This window comes from Synechococcus sp. CS-1329 (genome assembly GCF_025128055.1).
Classification (GTDB): Bacteria; Cyanobacteriota; Cyanobacteriia; order PCC-6307; family Cyanobiaceae; genus Regnicoccus_A.
Map to the genome: position 1 here is coordinate 139,100 of NZ_JAHLYS010000045.1, position 14,115 is coordinate 153,214.

The following is a 14,115-nucleotide window of genomic DNA, read 5'->3' on the forward strand; positions in this document are numbered from 1 at the left end:
CCGATACCCTCCCTGCAGTCAGCCAGGTGTCAGCCGATGCCAAGCCTGCGCCCCCTCGCCCTCCAGGATCTTGAAGCGGTACGCGAGGTGTACCGCGATGCGGTGCTCAGCCTGGCCCCTCAGCTGTACAGCCCCGAGCAGGTGAAGGCCTGGGCTGAGGTGGGGCTCCAGGGCTCCACCCTCGAAACGATCCTGCAGCAGGGGATTGGCCTGGCCAGCTGCTCCGGCGCCGGTGAGGTGATCGAGGCCTTTGCGGTGCTGGAGCCGGCCGATCGCATCTCGCTGCTCTACTGCCGCGGCAGGGCCAGCCGCCAGGGCCGCTGCACGGCCTTACTCCGGGCCCTCGAGGCCTTGGCGCGGGGCTACGGCAGCCGCCGCCTGCGCACCGAAGCCAGCTTTCTCTCGCGACCCCTCTTCGAGCGGGAGGGCTGGAGCGTCGACTGGATCGAGGAGCTCAGCATCGGCTCGGTGCCGTTTCGCCGCTTCCGTATGGTCAAAGATCTTCCTTCCGGCTGAGACCCCGCCATGGCCGAGGAGCAGCTGCAGGCCTTCCTCGAGAAAGTGCGCCAGCTCAACGCCTTCGTGGCCCAGAGCGAGGCGCAGTCGGAGCTGCGTGCGGCCCTCGCCGCCTGCTCCAGTCACCACCAGGTGGTGGCCCTGGCCCGGGCCCAGGGCTATGACATCGGCAAGCGCTGGGGCGAACCCATCGCAGCGGCACAACCGGGGCCGAGCGCGGGACCCGGAAACCTGCTGGACAGCCCCTGCCCGCCGGCGGGGGAGGAGCGGCTGGACCTGCTGCTGCAGAGCCCTGGCCTGCGCCTGGAGCGGATTCACTCCTGCGCCCACAGCACAACCAGCGGCCTGTGGTACGACCAGCCGCAGAGCGAATGGGTGCTGCTGCTGCGCGGCAGTGCCCGCCTGCGCTTCGAGGACGAAGCTCAGGCTCGGGAGCTGTCCATGGGCGACAGCCTGTTGATCGCCCCCCGACGCCGCCACCGGGTGGTGGCTACTGATCCGGATCCCGGAACACTTTGGCTCGCCCTCTTCTGGACACCTTCTCCATCAGGGTGGAGGAACGCACCAGCCAGTACCCCGCCGACAGGCTCACCACCGTGATCCCCAGTCCCACCAGCAGCAGGGGTTTGTCCTCCGCACCCGGCTGGAGCACGATCACCTTCCGCGCCACGGCGGTGAGGGCGGTGAGCAGCACCAGCTCGATCTGCACCACGTGGTGGCGCAGGTAGGCGGTGACGTTCTGCAGCACCTCCAGGGCAATCAACACGGTGAGCACATCACCGAGGATTTTGATCAGATCGTTGCCCAGCCAACCGGTGCTGGGGTTGAAGAATTCCTGCCACACCTGAATGATCAGCTGGGTGGTGGCAGCGATCAGCACCACGCAGAGCAGGATGGAGAGCGCCTTGGCCAGCTGGCGCTCGAAGCGATCGACGAGAGCGAGGAACGCTTCGTCATCAAACAGGCCGGAGAAGCGGCTCATCAATTGCTGAAGGGCTCGAAGCTGGGTCGGGCGGGGGTGTCGCCCGGTGGGTTCACCAGCTTGGTGCCGCAGGTGACCGAGCCATCGGTGGGATCGGTGACGCAATCAGTGGGCTCCACCTGGGTGGGAACTCCCACGCGACTGCCCGGGCCGAGGTTGTAACGCAGGCTCTGGGCCCGCAGCACCGATGGCACCAGTGCCAGAAGGGCGACAGCCAGCAGCAGCAGGTGCGCGGCTGAAGCTGAAATCAGGCCTGGGCTCGCCAGGGTCTTGGGGGTCGGGGGTGCCATGGAGGGCAGCGTGGCTCCTGCCACTCTGCCTTCCGGCGGCTAAACGCGCCGGTCTTGTCGGATCTCCTCAAGGAGGAGATCCAGCTGACTCTGGGAAATCTCCTGGGTCCCGCTCGAATCGCCCATCTCCCCTGCGTCCTGTTGCCAGAGGTCCTCGATGCCGCAGAGCCGGGCGGCCAGCGCACTGAGGCCGCCCTGGGCGTGCAGTTGTTGGAGGGTGTCCAGCAAGACCGGCATGCGGATCGACTCAGCCCGCAGGGCCCGGCGCAGGTCGGCCTGGGTACGCCCCTGGTGACGCAACCAGTCTTTGAGGAAGGTCTGCAGATCCTCCAGCTGCTCCCCGTTCAGGGGGGCTCGGCTGGCAGCAGGATCTGCCGGAGAGATTCCGGCAGACGAGGCGTGGATTGACGAAGTGCTGTGATCTGGCATCAACGGCCGGGAGGGAACCAGCGATCCAGCTTGCGCCGGGCCCTGGAGCGGATGTCTGGAGTCAGATGGCGCCCCGTCAAACCGAGCAGTGCCGTGAGCGCCACCAGATCATCGCTGAAGCCAGCGGCAGGGATGAAATCGGGGATGAGATCAAAGGGCAGCAGCAGGTAGGTGAGGGCGGCAAGCATGGTCAGCCGCACCTGGTTGGGGGTGCTGCCATCCAGCAGCAGTTCCAGACACTCCAGCGCTGGCAGGGCGATGGCACGGCCGGCTTTGCGCAGCAGCCGCTGCAGGATCCCTTCGTCGATGACGGTGCTCTCCAGCACTTCGGTCTCAACGGTGGTCTGATCTCCAGTGTCTGAGCCCCCCCCAGACGACGATCCATCGGAGAAGTCTGAAAGGCTGGCGTCGGTTGGGGCCATGGCTCGCTTGGGGAGCATCGGACAATGACATCATCATCAACCGGCCCTGAGCAGACAAGGAGGATTTCAGGCCAATTTCGTGCGGTGATCCGCTCCTAGATCACCTCCACAAGGCCGCTCTGAACACCGGCCTTGCGCAACTTACGCAGGGCCCGCTGCACCACCTGGCGGCAATATTCGCGACTGCAACCCAGCTGGCGGGCCACCTCCGCCAGGGTGCGCCATTCGTGGCTGCCATCGAGCCCGAAGCGCAACATCACCACCGTGCGCTCACGGGGGGTGAGGCTCGAGGCCTCAAGCAAGGTCCAGACCGAAGCGTTGCGCTCAGCCAGCTCGGCCCGCTCCATCGGCGGCAGTTCATCGCTGGGCAGCACATCCACCAGTTGCGAGGCATCCGACTTCGAGTTGACCGCTCCCTGCAGGCTGACCGTGATGCTGCGCAGTTCACAGGAGAGCAGATCTTCCACCTCCTTGAGCGGCAGATCCATGCTGACAGCCAGCTCCCTCGGCGAAGCGCTCTGGCCGTTGGCCTGCAGCAGCCGTGCCTTGGCGGCGCGCAGTTTCGTGAGCTTTTCGTTCACGTTCACCGGGATGCGAATCGTGCGGCTCTGGGTGGAGAGGGCGCGGTTCAGGCCCTGGCGGATCCACCAGTAGGCATAGGTGCTGAAACGATGACCACGGGTGGGGTCGTACTTCTCAACGGCACGCACCAGACCCAGGCTTCCCTCCTGGATCAGATCGAGCAGATCCAGACCCTTGCCCTGATAGCGCTTGGCCAGATTCACCACCAGGCGCAGATTGGCTGTGATCATCTGATCCTTGGCCCGCTCACCCGTGCGGATGGTGCGGCGCTCCCCCTCGCTGTAATCACAGGCAGCGCCGCTGCCTCCCGCCTGGGCGCAGCGTTCGTTGAGCGCAATCATCGCCTGAACTTTGCGCCCAAGGGTGAGCTCTTGGTTTGGGGTAAGAAGTTGATGACGGCCGATCTCTCCGAGAAAGGCACTCAACGAACTGGCCATGTTCCACCCCGAGGCTTTGTTGAATCTAGAGCGAAAGTTCTTTTCGCCCTGAATCACCAGAAAGGTTTCCAACTTCCAACTTGCTTCGGTATTCAGCACTGATGGGGACTGGGCGTCAAGGGCATGCCGCCGCTGCGATCCGCGCCACCGGCGACTCGGCTTCACCCCTCGCTCGCTACTGTCGTTTCTCTGATCGAGCAAGGCCCTGGCCATGACAGCCCTGGTTCATCTGCCTGCCGCCCTGGTGCTGCCCACCGGCGTGCTGCCCAGTGCCGCTGTGGCCTACGTCCACTACCTCAGTTTCATGGTCTGTTTCGGCGCCCTGGTGCTGGAGCGCCGCCTGATCCGGCCCGATCCCGATCGCTCGGTGGCCATCACCATGGTGATCACCGACATCGTCTATGGGATCGCGGCTCTGCTGGTGTTGCTCAGCGGCATCCTGCGGGTGCTGCACTACGGCCAGGGCAGCAGCTTCTACACCGAAAATCCGCTGTTCTGGTGGAAGGTGGGCGTGTACCTCACGGTGGGTGCCCTCTCGCTCTATCCCACGGTCACCTACATCCTCTGGGCCCTGCCGCTGCGCCGGGGCGAGCTGCCCAAGGTGAGCCAGAGCCTGGCCACACGCCTGGGCTGGATCCTCAACATCGAGCTGGTGGGCTTCGCCACCATCCCCCTGCTGGCCACCCTGATGGCCCGCGGTGTCGGGCTGCCGGGCTGAGGGGGGCGCGTGCCCAGTTCCTCCACCATTCGGAGCCTGGCGCTGATCGCGCTGCTGCTGGCGGCTCCGCCGGTGAAAGGGGCCGCTGACGGGGCTGCTGCCGCTGCTGAGCTGAGCTGCCCCATCGCCACCTCCAGCCGCCCCCTCAGGCCGCAGCCCCCAGGTCCAGCCCTGGCAGCCCCGACAGCCCCGGCAGCAGCCTCAGGTCCTGACTACCGCCATCTGCTGGCGACCACACCCCTGGGCTGGCCCAGGCTCGATCGCTGGTGCGTCTGGGTGCAGCCCCTTGGGGAGCCCGGCCCCGGCCTTCGCTTTGAGCAGCGCTGGCAGCAGGCGGTCGATGGCGCCCTGGGCAGCTGGAGTTCAGAACTCAGCCTGGTGATGGTGAGCGATCCCGCCCGGGCCCAGATCCTGATCCAACGGCGACGGCCGCCACTCCTCGATGCCCAGGGCCGCCGACGGGCCAGCCATGGCCGCGCCCTGCTGGAACTGCGGGAGGTGGAGCGCCAGGGGAGCTGGCGTCCGGAGCCCCGGGTGACGGTGCTGCTTAGCCCCGATCAGCGTCAAGAGGCCCTGCAGGCCACGGCGCTGCATGAGCTGGGCCATGCCATCGGCCTCTGGGGACACAGCGATGACCCCGGCGATGCCATGGCGGCGGTGCCCGGCGCCCAGCCGGTGCTCAGCCTCAGTGCCCGCGACCGGGCCACCGTGCGCTGGCTGTACCAACAACCCAGCCGCTTCGGCCAGCCGCCGCCCTAGGGCGTGCTGCGCTGGTGTTGGTGACCAGGAGAACGGGCCGGCTCCACCGTCAGCGGCACCGGCGGCGTGGCGGGTGCGTTCAGTTGCACCAGTCCATGGCCCTCGAGGCCGGCCCACCACACGCCCATGGTGGTGACCCCAGCGGTGAGCACCCCCATGTTCACCACCGCCGCCGACACCAGACCCATCGAGACGGCCCCCAGGCTGATCACCCCCATCGGCACCACGCCGATGGCCACCACGCCCATGGGGACGATCCCGATCGAGATGATCCCCAGGGGTGCGACGCCCGTGGCCAGCAGCGGCGGTCGGCCTCCGCAGTTGGCCGTGTTGTCCTGGGGCGAAGAAGGCAAGGGGAGCGGGCCAAGGTGTTTCGACCCTATGCGCGGCCTCAGCGGCGCCGCGGAGCGCCACGGCGGGCGGCGAGCACCTCCAGCACCCGACGCCACTGGACTCCGTGCTGGGCCAGGGCCACCTGGAGGTGAAAGATCAGGTCGGCGGCTTCGCCGGCGATGGCGTCGGCCTCGTCGTCCTTGCAGGCCATCACGAACTCGGCACTCTCCTCACCGATCTTTTTGAGAATGCGGTTGTCACCCCCCTCCAGCAGGCGGTTGGTGTAGCTGCCCTCCACAGGGTGATCGCGACGGTCCTCGATCTGCCGAGCCAGTTCGGTGCAGGCATCAGCCGGTGGGACGCCGGCAGCCGAAGCGCTGATCGCCTCGCCGCCGGCGGCTGTGAAGAAGCAGCTGCGCTGGCCCGTGTGGCAGGCCACATCGCCCACCTGCTCCACCGTCAGCAGCAGCACGTCGCTGTCGCAGTCGTAGCGGAGCCCCCTGAGCCGCTGCAGATGGCCGCTGGTGGCGCCCTTGTGCCAGAGCTCGGCCCTGGAGCGGCTCCAGTAGTGCACCTCGCCCGTGGCCAGGGTCTGCTGGATCGACTCCCGGTTCATCCAGGCCAGCATCAGCACCGCCCCATCGAGCCAGTCCTGGGCGATGGCGGGGATCAGACCGGCCCCATCGAAGCGCAGCTGATCCAGCCAGGCGGCGGGATCGGCCCCGGTCGGGCTGGGGGGCTGAAATGATGCCTCCAAGGAAAGGGAGTCCGGCTGATGCGATCCTCTCCCATCCCGGCGATGGCCCCGTTCACCTGCTCGAAACAGTTCAGCGGTTATCCCTGCTGCCACCGCCAGTGGCGGCACCGGGGCCACTGCCGCTTCGTGCACGGCTACAGCCGCAGCTTCACCTGCTGGTTCCGGGCCAGCCAGCTGGATGCCAACGGCTTCGTGGTGGACTTCTCAGGCCTCAAGCCACTGGAGGCCCAACTGGCCGGGCAGTTTGATCACACCTTCCTGGTCAACGCCGATGACCCGCTGCTGGAGCAGTGGCGCCACTTGCATGATCTGGGGGCTCTGGATCTGCGCGTGATGGCCAACGTGGGCATGGAGAGCAGCGCCGAGCTGGTCTGGGGCTGGGCCAACGAGCTGCTGCGCGAGCGCGACGCCGGCCGCAGCTGCTGCTGGAAGGTGGAGGCGCGCGAGAACGAACGCAACGCCGCCTGCTATGAGGCCAGCCCCAAGTGGTTTGCCCAGGGGGGATTGTGATCGCGGTGGAGAGGCTGGCCACCACCTGGGCCCTGTTTCAGGCCCTGCTGGTGGAAGCCATGCCCTTCCTGTTGATCGGGGTGACCCTCTCCACCCTCGCCCGCTGGATCAGCCCCGGGGGGAAATGGGTGCGGGACCTGCCCGCCCACCCGCTGCTGGGACCCCTGAGCGGCGCGGCCCTGGGCTTTGCTCTGCCCGCCTGTGAGTGCGGCAACGTGCCCATGGCCCGGCATCTGCTGGTGAAGGGAGCCCCGATCGCCACTGCCCTGGGCTTTCTGTTCGCAGCACCGGTGCTCAATCCGATCGTGCTGGCCAGCACCTGGGCCGCCTTTCCCAATCAACCCTGGCTGCTGGCGGCACGGCCCCTGGGGGCCGTGCTGATCGCGGTCTGCCTGGCCACGCTGCTGCGGCTTCTGCCCGAGCACGAACTGCTGCAGCCGGCCCTGCTGGAGGAGCGGCGGTTGAGTCAACCCCTGGCGGAGGTGACGCTGCTGGAGCGTCGCAGTGGCCTGATCGGAGTGTCGGCGGACACTGCCGTTCCCACCCTGGAGGGATCCAGCCGTCGTCCCCCCCTGGGCCAGGTGCTCTCCCACGGCGGCAGCGAGTTTCTGGAGCTGGCCCTGCTGCTGGTGATGGGTTGCGCGATCGCCGCGCTGGTCCAGACCGTGGTGCCGCGCCAGTGGCTGATCGCCGTCGGCGGCACCCCCACCCTCTCGATCCTGAGCCTGATGCTGCTCAGCCTGGTGGTGTCGGTGTGCTCCAGCGTGGATGCCTTTCTGGCCCTGGGTTTCGCCGCTCAGGTCACCCCCGGGGCGGTGCTGGCCTTCCTGCTGCTGGGGCCGGTGATGGACCTCAAGCTGGTGGGGCTGTTCAGCATCCTGTTGCGGCCACGCGCCATCCTGCTCACGGCGGGGGCGGCGTCCCTGGTGGTGTTACTGATCGGACAATGGGTCAATCTGCTTTTGCTCTGAGCCCTGGCCGGCTCAAGGCCCTGGCCCTGGCGCTGTGGGGCGTCGCGCTGCTGCAGAGCGCCCTGAGCGGACGCCTTGATCTGCTGCTGCGGGCCGTGTTCCATCCGCTGGTATGGGGCAGCGGGATCCTGCTGCTGCTGCTGGCCGCGGTGGAGATCAGCGGCCGCTGGCGTGATGGCAGCCGCAGCAGCGGCCGCTGGACGTCGCTGCTGAGCATCGGCGCGGCCCTGGCGGTGCTGGCCCTTCCCCCCAGGCCGTCCTTCGCCGATCTGGCCGCCAACCGCCAGGCCAACCTGCTGGAGGAGCCGGGCCTGAGCTTCGTGCTCCCCCCCGCCCAGCGCAGCCTCACCGACTGGGTGCGCTTGCTACGCAGCGAACCGGATCCCCGGCTCTACGCGGGAGATGCGGTGCGCATCAGCGGTTTCGTTCTGCCCATGCCCGGCGAGGAGCCGCATCTGGCTCGCCTGCTGGTGCGCTGCTGCCTGGTGGATGCCGTGCCGGTGGGGCTGCCGGTGCGCTGGCCCGCCGGCGAGCCCCAACCACGGGCCGACCAGTGGCTGCGCCTGGAGGGGGTGATGGTGAGCGAAACGGTGGGCGAGCGCCAGCGCAGCGTGGTGGAAGCCAGGCTTGTGGAGCCGATCCCCAGGCCCCGCCAGCCGCTGGAGCCATGAGCAGGTCTCCGCTGCGTTGGTGGCGCCGGCAGAAGCGCCTGAGGTTGATGCTGATCGCCGCTGCGGCCGTGGCCCTGCTGCAGCAGCAAGTGCTCTGGCACCGGCCCCCACGCCTGCTGGAGCTGCGCCAGGCCAGCGCCAGTTCCGGGCCAGCGGCCCTGAGCCTGCGCTTCAGCCGGCCGATGCAGCCGTCCAGCGTGGCCTCGGACAGCCAGTTGCAACCGACTCTGCCCTTCAGCATCCAGGGGGAGGGCAATCCGCTGTTGCTGTTGCCCGCCGTCGGCTCCCGCATTGAAGAGCCCCTGCAGTTGCGACTGGAGGGGCGCGACCAGCGGGGGCTGGCCCTGCCCCCCCAGCGCTGGTTCTGGGATCCCCGCCCCGACCTGCTGGCCGTGGTGCCCGTGCCCGGAGGCGAACAGGTGCGACTGCGCACAGCCGGGGGGGTCTGGCGGCCCCTCACCCCCGTATGGTCCGCCATCCCCCAGACCGTGGCCCTCGGTGATGGCTCGGGTCTTGGCGTGGTCAGCCGCGACCTGCAGGGGGGCCATCGGGTCTGGAAGCTGGACCTGAAGCGCCGGCACCTGGCCCAACGCTCCAGCGAACTGGCTCCAGCCCAGGTCGAGGCCCTCGAACCCTTCAGTTCCGAGACCTTCGTTTTCGCCAATCTGAGCAGCAACACCAGTGGCGATCTGCTGGTGCAGGCGGCCGCCCAGACCCCGGGCCGCGAGCTCCCCCAGGAGGAGGTGGTGCTGTGGGAGCGCAACGGCAGCCGTCGCCGTCTGGAGCTGGATCCGCGCGGACCGATTGCCCTGGTGCCCCAGGGAGGAGCCCTGGTGGTGCCCGAGGCCGATGGTCTGGCGCTGAGGAGCTTGCCGCCACTGCCGGAGCGCCGCCAGCTGCTGCCAGGCAGCCGCGATCTGAGCAGTTTCTGCCCGGTGGCGGGCCGGGCCCTGCTCAGCCGCCACTGGCCCGACTTCCGCCGCTCCCTGGAGCTGGTGGAGCCGGCGCAGGCGCCCAGAACCCTCTGGCTGGGTTCGGAAGCCCTGCTCGCCAGTGCCTGCTCCAGGGGAGGCGAGCGGGTCTGGGCGCTGCTGCTGGATGGAATCGAGCGACCCGAACTGACCGTGCTGGCCCTCAGCCGCGGGGGGGGCGAACGGCGGCAGCGGCTGGAGGGCTGGGAACTGGAGCCGGGCACCGGCCTGAGCTACGACCCCACCACCGACCGTTTGCTGCTGGCCCTGCGGCCGCTGCAGCCGGCCGCAGGGCTGCCGGGCCGGCCCCCCGTGGAGTCGAGGGCGGCACTGATCGATGCCACCAGCCTGGAGCTGACCCTGCTCCAGGGGCCGGTGCGGCAGGTGAGCTGGCTCTCACCGGGCTGAACCTCGCCGGCTGAGCACCAGGGGCAACAGCAGCAGGCTCAGCACCCCGATCAAGGGTCCAGGCGGCAGGTTGATGGCCGGCTGGATCGCCAGCACAAAGCCGCAGCCGGCCAGCAGGGCCCCGATCAGGGCCGCCCGCACCAGGGCCTGGCGCAGGCTGATCGCCCCCTCCAGGGCCAGCAGGGCCGGGGCGCCCATCAGGGCGATCACCAGCACCACCCCCACGGCTGTCATGGCGCTCACCACCGTGAGGGCGGTCACGAAGGTGAGCAGCAGGCGCAGGCGCCCCACCGCCAGCCCGGAACTGGCCGCTCCGAGGGGGTCCACGCCCAGGAACACCAGCTGGCGATAGCGGAAGCAGAGCAGCCCCAGCACCGCCAGCAGCGACAGGCCAGTGCGCAGCAGGTCCGGCGCTCCAGCCGCGAGCAGATCACCGAAGAGCACCGCTTCGAGGTTCACCCGGATGCGCAACAGCGGAATCAGCAGCACCCCAAGGCCCAGAAACCCGGCCAGCACCGTGTTCAGCACCGCCTCATCGCTACGGCCGCCGGAGCTGGCGGGCCGGCTGAAGCGCTCCGCCAGCAGGGCGCCGGCCACACCGCTCACCACCCCGCCCAGGCCAGGGTCGAGGCCCAGCGCCAGGGCCACCGCCAGTCCGGGCAACACGGCATGGGAGATCAGATTGGCCTGGAACAGGCGCCCCTGCACCAGCAACAGGGTGCCTGCCAGGGGACAGAGCAGGCCGCTGAGCAGGGCCAGGGCCAGGGGCAGCATCCACCAGGTCGCGGTCATCGGGCTGCTGCGGAGAGGGGGAACCGGGGCGGTCTGCATAGGATCCCGCCCAGGGGCCCGAACAGACACCGATGGATTCCGAGGCGGCCAGCCAGCAGCTCAACGCCAAACAGGTGAGCGTGCTGGCGATGTTGCGCGAGAGCAGCGAAGAACTCTCCGGTCAGGAACTGCACCAGCGGCTGCGCCTCAACGGCCAGCCGATTGGACTGGCCACGGTCTACCGGCACCTGCGCCAGCTCCAGCGCCTCGGTCTGGCCCGCTGCCGTCACCTGCCCAGCGGTGAGGCCCTCTATGCCCCCCGGGAGCGGGACACCCATCACCTCACCTGCGTGTCCTGCGGGCTGACGCTGCCGCTGGACCACTGCCCGATGCATGGCATCCAGCCCCAGCCGGAGGCGGCCCAGGGCTTTGAGTTGTTGTTCCACACCCTGGAATACTTCGGCCGCTGTCCGCGCTGCCGCGCCTCCGCCAGCGCGGAGGCCTGAACACATCGCCATCAGCCGCAGCAATGGTTGCCCAGGCGCAGGTCGCCGAAGGAGTGACGCACGGAGGCCGGGGGGCCATCGGCCAGCAGCCGCCGGTCGATCACCAGCACGCGGTCGTAGGCGTCGAGGTCATGGCCCCAGTCGTGGCTGCTCACCAGCAGGGTGAAGCCGGCGTCGCGCAGCTGGCCCATCACCTGCAGCAACTGGGTACGGGAGGGCGGATCAATCGCCGCGCAGGGTTCATCCAGCAGCAGCACCGAGGCAGGCTGCACCAGCAGTCGCGCCAGCAGCGCCCGTTGCTGCTGGCCGCCGGAGAGCTGATCAAGGCGGCGCGAGGCCAGGGCATCAATGCCCACCCGCTGCAGAGCCGCCTCGACGGCACAGCAGCCGGGGCGAGCGGCCATCAGCCGGCCCAGACCCACCAGCTCGCGCACGCTGATCGGAAAGTTCCAGGCAATTTCCCCCCGCTGGGGCATCAGGGCCAGCTGGCGTCGGGCCAGGCGGGGGGTGAGTGCGGCGCCATCGAGCAGGAGTTCACCGGAGAGCAGGGGGATCTGGCCTTCGATCGCCTGGAGCAGGGTGCTCTTGCCGGCGCCATTGGGTCCCACCAGGGCGGTGAGGGTGCCGGGCTCCAGGCAGAAGCTGATGTCCTCCAGGGCCAGCCCCTCGCCGCGGCGCACGCTGAGATGACGGGCCTCAAGGGCCATCGGCGCCGGCAGCGGGGACATGTGATCGCAACCTACCGACGACCGAGGCGGCCAGCAGCGGCCGGCGCCGCGACAGAGAAGACCGGAGCAGCGCCCGACAGGACCCTGCAATGAGAACTGTTATCATTCTTAAGTCTTGCCTGCACTCTGTGCGCCGCAGTCCGCGATCCATGGCCACCGCCCCTGGCTCCAGCTCCAGGCCAGCTCTTCGGCGCCAGCCGCTCCCAGCGGCGCCGCTGCTGGTCTGCGCCGGCCTGGGGTTGTTCCTGCTGGCCTGCAGCCGAAGCCCGGAGGCGCCCCAGGTGGTGGCGGCCGATGGTGTGCTCTGTGATCTCAGCCAGCGGCTGGCCGCCGGCGAGCTGAGCGTGAGCTGCCTGCTGCAGCCCAGCGATGATCCCCACGACTTCCGGCTCAAGCCCGAGCAGAAAGCCCAGATCAGCGGCGCCGGGCTGCTGCTGATCAGCGGCTACGACCTCACGCCCGCGCTGGCGGGTCTGCCGGGGGCGGTGGCCGTATCTGAGCAGGCGGTGCCCCAGCCCCCCGCGCTCACGCCGAAAGACGACCACAACCACGCCAGTGATCAGAGCGCCAGCAGCCACGATCACGATCACGGTCACGATCACGGTGGCCAGGACCCCCACCTCTGGCACAACCCCCGCCAGGCAGCGGCCATGGCGGCAGTGATCGCAGACCAACTCAGTCAGCTGGATCCACCCACAGCGGAGGGAATCCAGCGGCGCTCCAGGGCCATGGGCGCGCTGCTGGAGCGCCTTGACGCCTGGAATCGGGTCCAGTTCAACTCCATCCCCAGGCCCTGGCCGCCCCTGGCCAGCAGCCACCGCGCCTTCGCCAGCCTGGCTCTGGCCTACGGCCTCGATGAACTGCCCCTGGTGGATGCCAGCAGCACCAGTGAGGCCCTGCGTCCCGACGCCTTCCGCCAGGTGGTCGAGAGCCTCCGTGCCGGCGCCACCCCCCGCCTCTTCGCCGAGCAGAGCCCCCCCGCCAGAACCCTCCAGCGCATCAGCGAACTCAGCGGCGTACCGATCGCTGCGGTGCCCCTGGCCGCCGATGGTCTGGCCATGGGGCCCGACGGTCCCCTCAGCCTCATGGCCACCCTGGTGCGCAACACCTGCACGATCGTCGACGGCTGGGGCGGCCGTTGCGACCGCAAGGGGGGCGAGGCCCTGGTGAAGGCCTGGTCGCAGATCAGCTAATGGCTCACTGCTGCTCACCAACAGGCCCTGGGCCATTGGCAACTTGCTGATCAAGTCGTCGTGATCAACCAGCGACGTGCCTTATCTCACAGAGCGATGTTGATGCTCGAGGCCGGGCCCCATGGAGCCAATTTCAGAATGAATGGTTGCGTTGAACATTCTGTGGCTCCAATGCTCAAAACACCCGCTGCCATTGCCCTTGGCCTAGGGCTTGGTAGCACTGGCGGAACCGTGAGTCTTCCCTCTGTCCATGCCAGCACCAGGGCTGACGCGACAGCCTCTGAGATGGGATCCCACTGCAATCTCCAGCCGGCCTCACTGGCGTGGCCTGTCGATGCGGAGGCCGGGGTTGGAGGAGAAAAGACTATGGCCAGGAGCAAGGGTGAACAGGCCAATGCTGATTTCAAGGATCAGATGAACCCACAGCCATGGCTGGCAGCGCTGCGCAGCGGGGGCCATGTCATCTGTTTTCGTCACGCTCAAACGGACAGACTCTTTGAAGCCGCCACCGGCATCTACCCCGATCCACAGGGAATGGCCTACGTGCTGACGCCCCATGGCAGTGGCGGCTTCACTGCGCAGGCCAATCGGCTCCCGAATGAGTGGGCCAAGCTTTCAATCATCGGGCTAAGGCCAAAGGGCGGAGACTGGCCCGCCCATCACCAGGGCGACCACGCCACAGCACCAACCGGCGCAGAACAGCGAAGAGTCAATCGATAACCATTATCATTCTCATGTCGAATCCTGAGGGCCCGACCCGAAGCCCCCACGCGTCGGGCTGCATCCTCCAGGCCACTGTTGAACCCTTCGCCACCGATGACCCACCCGCTGCTACGCCTGGTCGCTCCCGCCTCCCTGGCCCTGCTGTTTCCTGTTGCCCCCCCCGAGGCCATGGCGGCTGAGCTCAACCTCGACGGCATCAACCGGTACGCCCAGAACTCCGTCAACACCAGCTGGGACCAGGTCACCAGCATCACCCAGTTCTCAGATGTGCAGCCCACCGAGTGGGCCTACCAGGCGCTCTCGAACCTGATCGAGCGCTACGGCTGCGTCGCTGGTTACCCCGATGGCACCTTCAGAGGCAGGCAGCCCCTGAGCCGCTGGGAAGCCGCTGCTCTGCTCAACGCCTGCCTCGATCGGATCACCGAAGTGACCGACGAG

General features: G+C 68.4%; 21 protein-coding genes. 12 read left to right on the top strand and 9 right to left on the bottom strand.

Features of this window, described 5'->3' with window-relative positions:
* The first annotated feature begins 36 nt into the window (after positions 1 to 36).
* Positions 37 to 516: a GNAT family N-acetyltransferase gene (locus KQ304_RS12480; protein ID WP_259737376.1), complete on the top strand. Its 480-nt coding sequence runs from the start codon at positions 37 to 39 to the stop codon at positions 514 to 516.
* Positions 517 to 525: 9 nt separating this feature from the next.
* Positions 526 to 1,116, top strand: coding sequence for a Nif11 domain/cupin domain-containing protein (locus KQ304_RS12485; RefSeq protein ID WP_259737377.1), 591 nt, complete (start codon positions 526 to 528; stop codon positions 1,114 to 1,116).
* On the opposite strand, the gene KQ304_RS12490 is transcribed toward KQ304_RS12485, so the two are convergent.
* From KQ304_RS12490 to KQ304_RS12510, 5 genes are all read right to left on the bottom strand, one after another.
* A complete protein-coding gene (locus KQ304_RS12490) occupies positions 1,007 to 1,498 on the bottom strand; it encodes a phosphate-starvation-inducible PsiE family protein (protein WP_259737378.1) in 492 nt (163 codons plus the stop codon). The two genes, KQ304_RS12485 and KQ304_RS12490, sit on opposite strands and share 110 nt — an antisense overlap.
* Positions 1,498 to 1,788, bottom strand: a complete 291-nt coding sequence (locus tag KQ304_RS12495; protein ID WP_259737379.1) for a hypothetical protein — start codon at positions 1,786 to 1,788, stop codon at positions 1,498 to 1,500. Before KQ304_RS12495 ends, KQ304_RS12490 begins: the two co-directional genes overlap by 1 nt.
* Positions 1,789 to 1,827: 39 nt before the next feature.
* Positions 1,828 to 2,217 carry a hypothetical protein gene (locus KQ304_RS12500; RefSeq protein ID WP_259737380.1) on the bottom strand — a complete coding sequence of 130 codons (390 nt, stop codon included), beginning with the start codon at positions 2,215 to 2,217 and terminating at the stop codon, positions 1,828 to 1,830.
* The gene (locus tag KQ304_RS12505; protein WP_259737381.1) at positions 2,217 to 2,639 is read right to left on the bottom strand and encodes a YkvA family protein; all 423 of its coding nucleotides are present in this window, start codon (positions 2,637 to 2,639) and stop codon (positions 2,217 to 2,219) included. The genes KQ304_RS12500 and KQ304_RS12505 overlap by 1 nt, the downstream gene beginning before the upstream one ends.
* A gap of 95 nt (positions 2,640 to 2,734) precedes the next feature.
* Entirely contained in the window at positions 2,735 to 3,658 is a 924-nt protein-coding gene (locus KQ304_RS12510) for a sigma-70 family RNA polymerase sigma factor (protein ID WP_259737382.1), read from the bottom strand.
* Between the two features lie 211 nt (positions 3,659 to 3,869).
* Here KQ304_RS12510 and KQ304_RS12515 point away from each other — a divergent pair, with 211 nt between their 5' ends.
* Together KQ304_RS12515 and KQ304_RS12520 are read left to right on the top strand one after the other, a co-directional pair.
* Positions 3,870 to 4,376 carry a DUF2214 family protein gene (locus tag KQ304_RS12515; protein ID WP_259737383.1) on the top strand — a complete coding sequence of 169 codons (507 nt, stop codon included), beginning with the start codon at positions 3,870 to 3,872 and terminating at the stop codon, positions 4,374 to 4,376.
* 9 nt (positions 4,377 to 4,385) lie between these two features.
* The gene (locus tag KQ304_RS12520; RefSeq protein ID WP_259737384.1) at positions 4,386 to 5,135 is read left to right on the top strand and encodes a matrixin family metalloprotease; all 750 of its coding nucleotides are present in this window, start codon (positions 4,386 to 4,388) and stop codon (positions 5,133 to 5,135) included.
* On the opposite strand, the gene KQ304_RS12525 is transcribed toward KQ304_RS12520, so the two are convergent.
* Entirely contained in the window at positions 5,132 to 5,488 is a 357-nt protein-coding gene (locus KQ304_RS12525) for a hypothetical protein (protein ID WP_311133914.1), read from the bottom strand. The two genes, KQ304_RS12520 and KQ304_RS12525, sit on opposite strands and share 4 nt — an antisense overlap.
* A 38-nt stretch (positions 5,489 to 5,526) precedes the next feature.
* Positions 5,527 to 6,225, bottom strand: coding sequence for a bifunctional phosphoribosyl-AMP cyclohydrolase/phosphoribosyl-ATP diphosphatase HisIE (gene hisIE / locus KQ304_RS12530; protein WP_259737385.1), 699 nt, complete (start codon positions 6,223 to 6,225; stop codon positions 5,527 to 5,529).
* Positions 6,226 to 6,267: 42 nt separating this feature from the next.
* Here hisIE and KQ304_RS12535 point away from each other — a divergent pair, with 42 nt between their 5' ends.
* From KQ304_RS12535 to KQ304_RS12550, 4 genes are read left to right on the top strand one after another with little or no spacing between them, the layout of a single operon-like run.
* Positions 6,268 to 6,735 (top strand): 6-carboxytetrahydropterin synthase, encoded by a 468-nt coding sequence (locus KQ304_RS12535; protein WP_259737386.1) that lies wholly within the window; start codon positions 6,268 to 6,270, stop codon positions 6,733 to 6,735.
* A gap of 5 nt (positions 6,736 to 6,740) precedes the next feature.
* Complete coding sequence (locus tag KQ304_RS12540) at positions 6,741 to 7,706, top strand: permease (RefSeq protein WP_259737387.1); 966 nt, start codon at positions 6,741 to 6,743, stop codon at positions 7,704 to 7,706.
* Entirely contained in the window at positions 7,682 to 8,377 is a 696-nt protein-coding gene (locus KQ304_RS12545) for a TIGR03943 family putative permease subunit (protein ID WP_259737388.1), read from the top strand. The genes KQ304_RS12540 and KQ304_RS12545 overlap by 25 nt, the downstream gene beginning before the upstream one ends.
* Positions 8,374 to 9,756: a hypothetical protein gene (locus tag KQ304_RS12550; protein WP_259737389.1), complete on the top strand. Its 1,383-nt coding sequence runs from the start codon at positions 8,374 to 8,376 to the stop codon at positions 9,754 to 9,756. Before KQ304_RS12545 ends, KQ304_RS12550 begins: the two co-directional genes overlap by 4 nt.
* Here the strand turns inward: KQ304_RS12550 and KQ304_RS12555 are convergent.
* Positions 9,745 to 10,548, bottom strand: coding sequence for a metal ABC transporter permease (locus KQ304_RS12555; RefSeq protein ID WP_259737390.1), 804 nt, complete (start codon positions 10,546 to 10,548; stop codon positions 9,745 to 9,747). The genes KQ304_RS12550 and KQ304_RS12555 overlap by 12 nt on opposite strands.
* 71 nt (positions 10,549 to 10,619) lie before the next feature.
* Here KQ304_RS12555 and KQ304_RS12560 point away from each other — a divergent pair, with 71 nt between their 5' ends.
* Positions 10,620 to 11,033: a transcriptional repressor gene (locus tag KQ304_RS12560; protein ID WP_259737391.1), complete on the top strand. Its 414-nt coding sequence runs from the start codon at positions 10,620 to 10,622 to the stop codon at positions 11,031 to 11,033.
* Between the two features lie 11 nt (positions 11,034 to 11,044).
* On the opposite strand, the gene KQ304_RS12565 is transcribed toward KQ304_RS12560, so the two are convergent.
* Entirely contained in the window at positions 11,045 to 11,761 is a 717-nt protein-coding gene (locus tag KQ304_RS12565) for a metal ABC transporter ATP-binding protein (protein WP_399229361.1), read from the bottom strand.
* Between the two features lie 149 nt (positions 11,762 to 11,910).
* Between KQ304_RS12565 and KQ304_RS12570 the strand changes: the two genes are divergently transcribed.
* The 3 genes from KQ304_RS12570 to KQ304_RS12580 form a co-directional block, all read left to right on the top strand.
* Positions 11,911 to 12,954: a metal ABC transporter substrate-binding protein gene (locus KQ304_RS12570; protein WP_259737392.1), complete on the top strand. Its 1,044-nt coding sequence runs from the start codon at positions 11,911 to 11,913 to the stop codon at positions 12,952 to 12,954.
* 366 nt (positions 12,955 to 13,320) lie between these two features.
* The gene (locus tag KQ304_RS12575) at positions 13,321 to 13,674 is read left to right on the top strand and encodes a hypothetical protein (protein ID WP_259737393.1); all 354 of its coding nucleotides are present in this window, start codon (positions 13,321 to 13,323) and stop codon (positions 13,672 to 13,674) included.
* Between the two features lie 96 nt (positions 13,675 to 13,770).
* Positions 13,771 to 14,115 (top strand): iron uptake porin (locus tag KQ304_RS12580; RefSeq protein ID WP_259737394.1); only part of this gene is annotated, 345 nt, incomplete at its 3' end.

Bases quoted from the DNA above. Each gene is read 5' to 3' on its own strand.
- KQ304_RS12480 (WP_259737376.1), top strand. From the start codon at position 37: ATGCCAAGCCTGCGCCCCCTCGCCCTCCAGGATCTTGAAGCGGTACGC.
- KQ304_RS12485 (WP_259737377.1), top strand. From the start codon at position 526: ATGGCCGAGGAGCAGCTGCAGGCCTTCCTCGAGAAAGTGCGCCAGCTC.
- KQ304_RS12490 (WP_259737378.1), bottom strand. From the start codon at position 1,498: ATGAGCCGCTTCTCCGGCCTGTTTGATGACGAAGCGTTCCTCGCTCTC.
- KQ304_RS12495 (WP_259737379.1), bottom strand. From the start codon at position 1,788: ATGGCACCCCCGACCCCCAAGACCCTGGCGAGCCCAGGCCTGATTTCA.
- KQ304_RS12500 (WP_259737380.1), bottom strand. From the start codon at position 2,217: ATGCCAGATCACAGCACTTCGTCAATCCACGCCTCGTCTGCCGGAATC.
- KQ304_RS12505 (WP_259737381.1), bottom strand. From the start codon at position 2,639: ATGGCCCCAACCGACGCCAGCCTTTCAGACTTCTCCGATGGATCGTCG.
- KQ304_RS12510 (WP_259737382.1), bottom strand. From the start codon at position 3,658: ATGGCCAGTTCGTTGAGTGCCTTTCTCGGAGAGATCGGCCGTCATCAA.
- KQ304_RS12515 (WP_259737383.1), top strand. From the start codon at position 3,870: ATGACAGCCCTGGTTCATCTGCCTGCCGCCCTGGTGCTGCCCACCGGC.
- KQ304_RS12535 (WP_259737386.1), top strand. From the start codon at position 6,268: ATGGCCCCGTTCACCTGCTCGAAACAGTTCAGCGGTTATCCCTGCTGC.
- KQ304_RS12545 (WP_259737388.1), top strand. From the start codon at position 7,682: ATGGGTCAATCTGCTTTTGCTCTGAGCCCTGGCCGGCTCAAGGCCCTG.
- KQ304_RS12550 (WP_259737389.1), top strand. From the start codon at position 8,374: ATGAGCAGGTCTCCGCTGCGTTGGTGGCGCCGGCAGAAGCGCCTGAGG.
- KQ304_RS12555 (WP_259737390.1), bottom strand. From the start codon at position 10,548: ATGACCGCGACCTGGTGGATGCTGCCCCTGGCCCTGGCCCTGCTCAGC.
- KQ304_RS12560 (WP_259737391.1), top strand. From the start codon at position 10,620: ATGGATTCCGAGGCGGCCAGCCAGCAGCTCAACGCCAAACAGGTGAGC.
- KQ304_RS12565 (WP_399229361.1), bottom strand. From the start codon at position 11,761: ATGTCCCCGCTGCCGGCGCCGATGGCCCTTGAGGCCCGTCATCTCAGC.
- KQ304_RS12570 (WP_259737392.1), top strand. From the start codon at position 11,911: ATGGCCACCGCCCCTGGCTCCAGCTCCAGGCCAGCTCTTCGGCGCCAG.
- KQ304_RS12575 (WP_259737393.1), top strand. From the start codon at position 13,321: ATGGCCAGGAGCAAGGGTGAACAGGCCAATGCTGATTTCAAGGATCAG.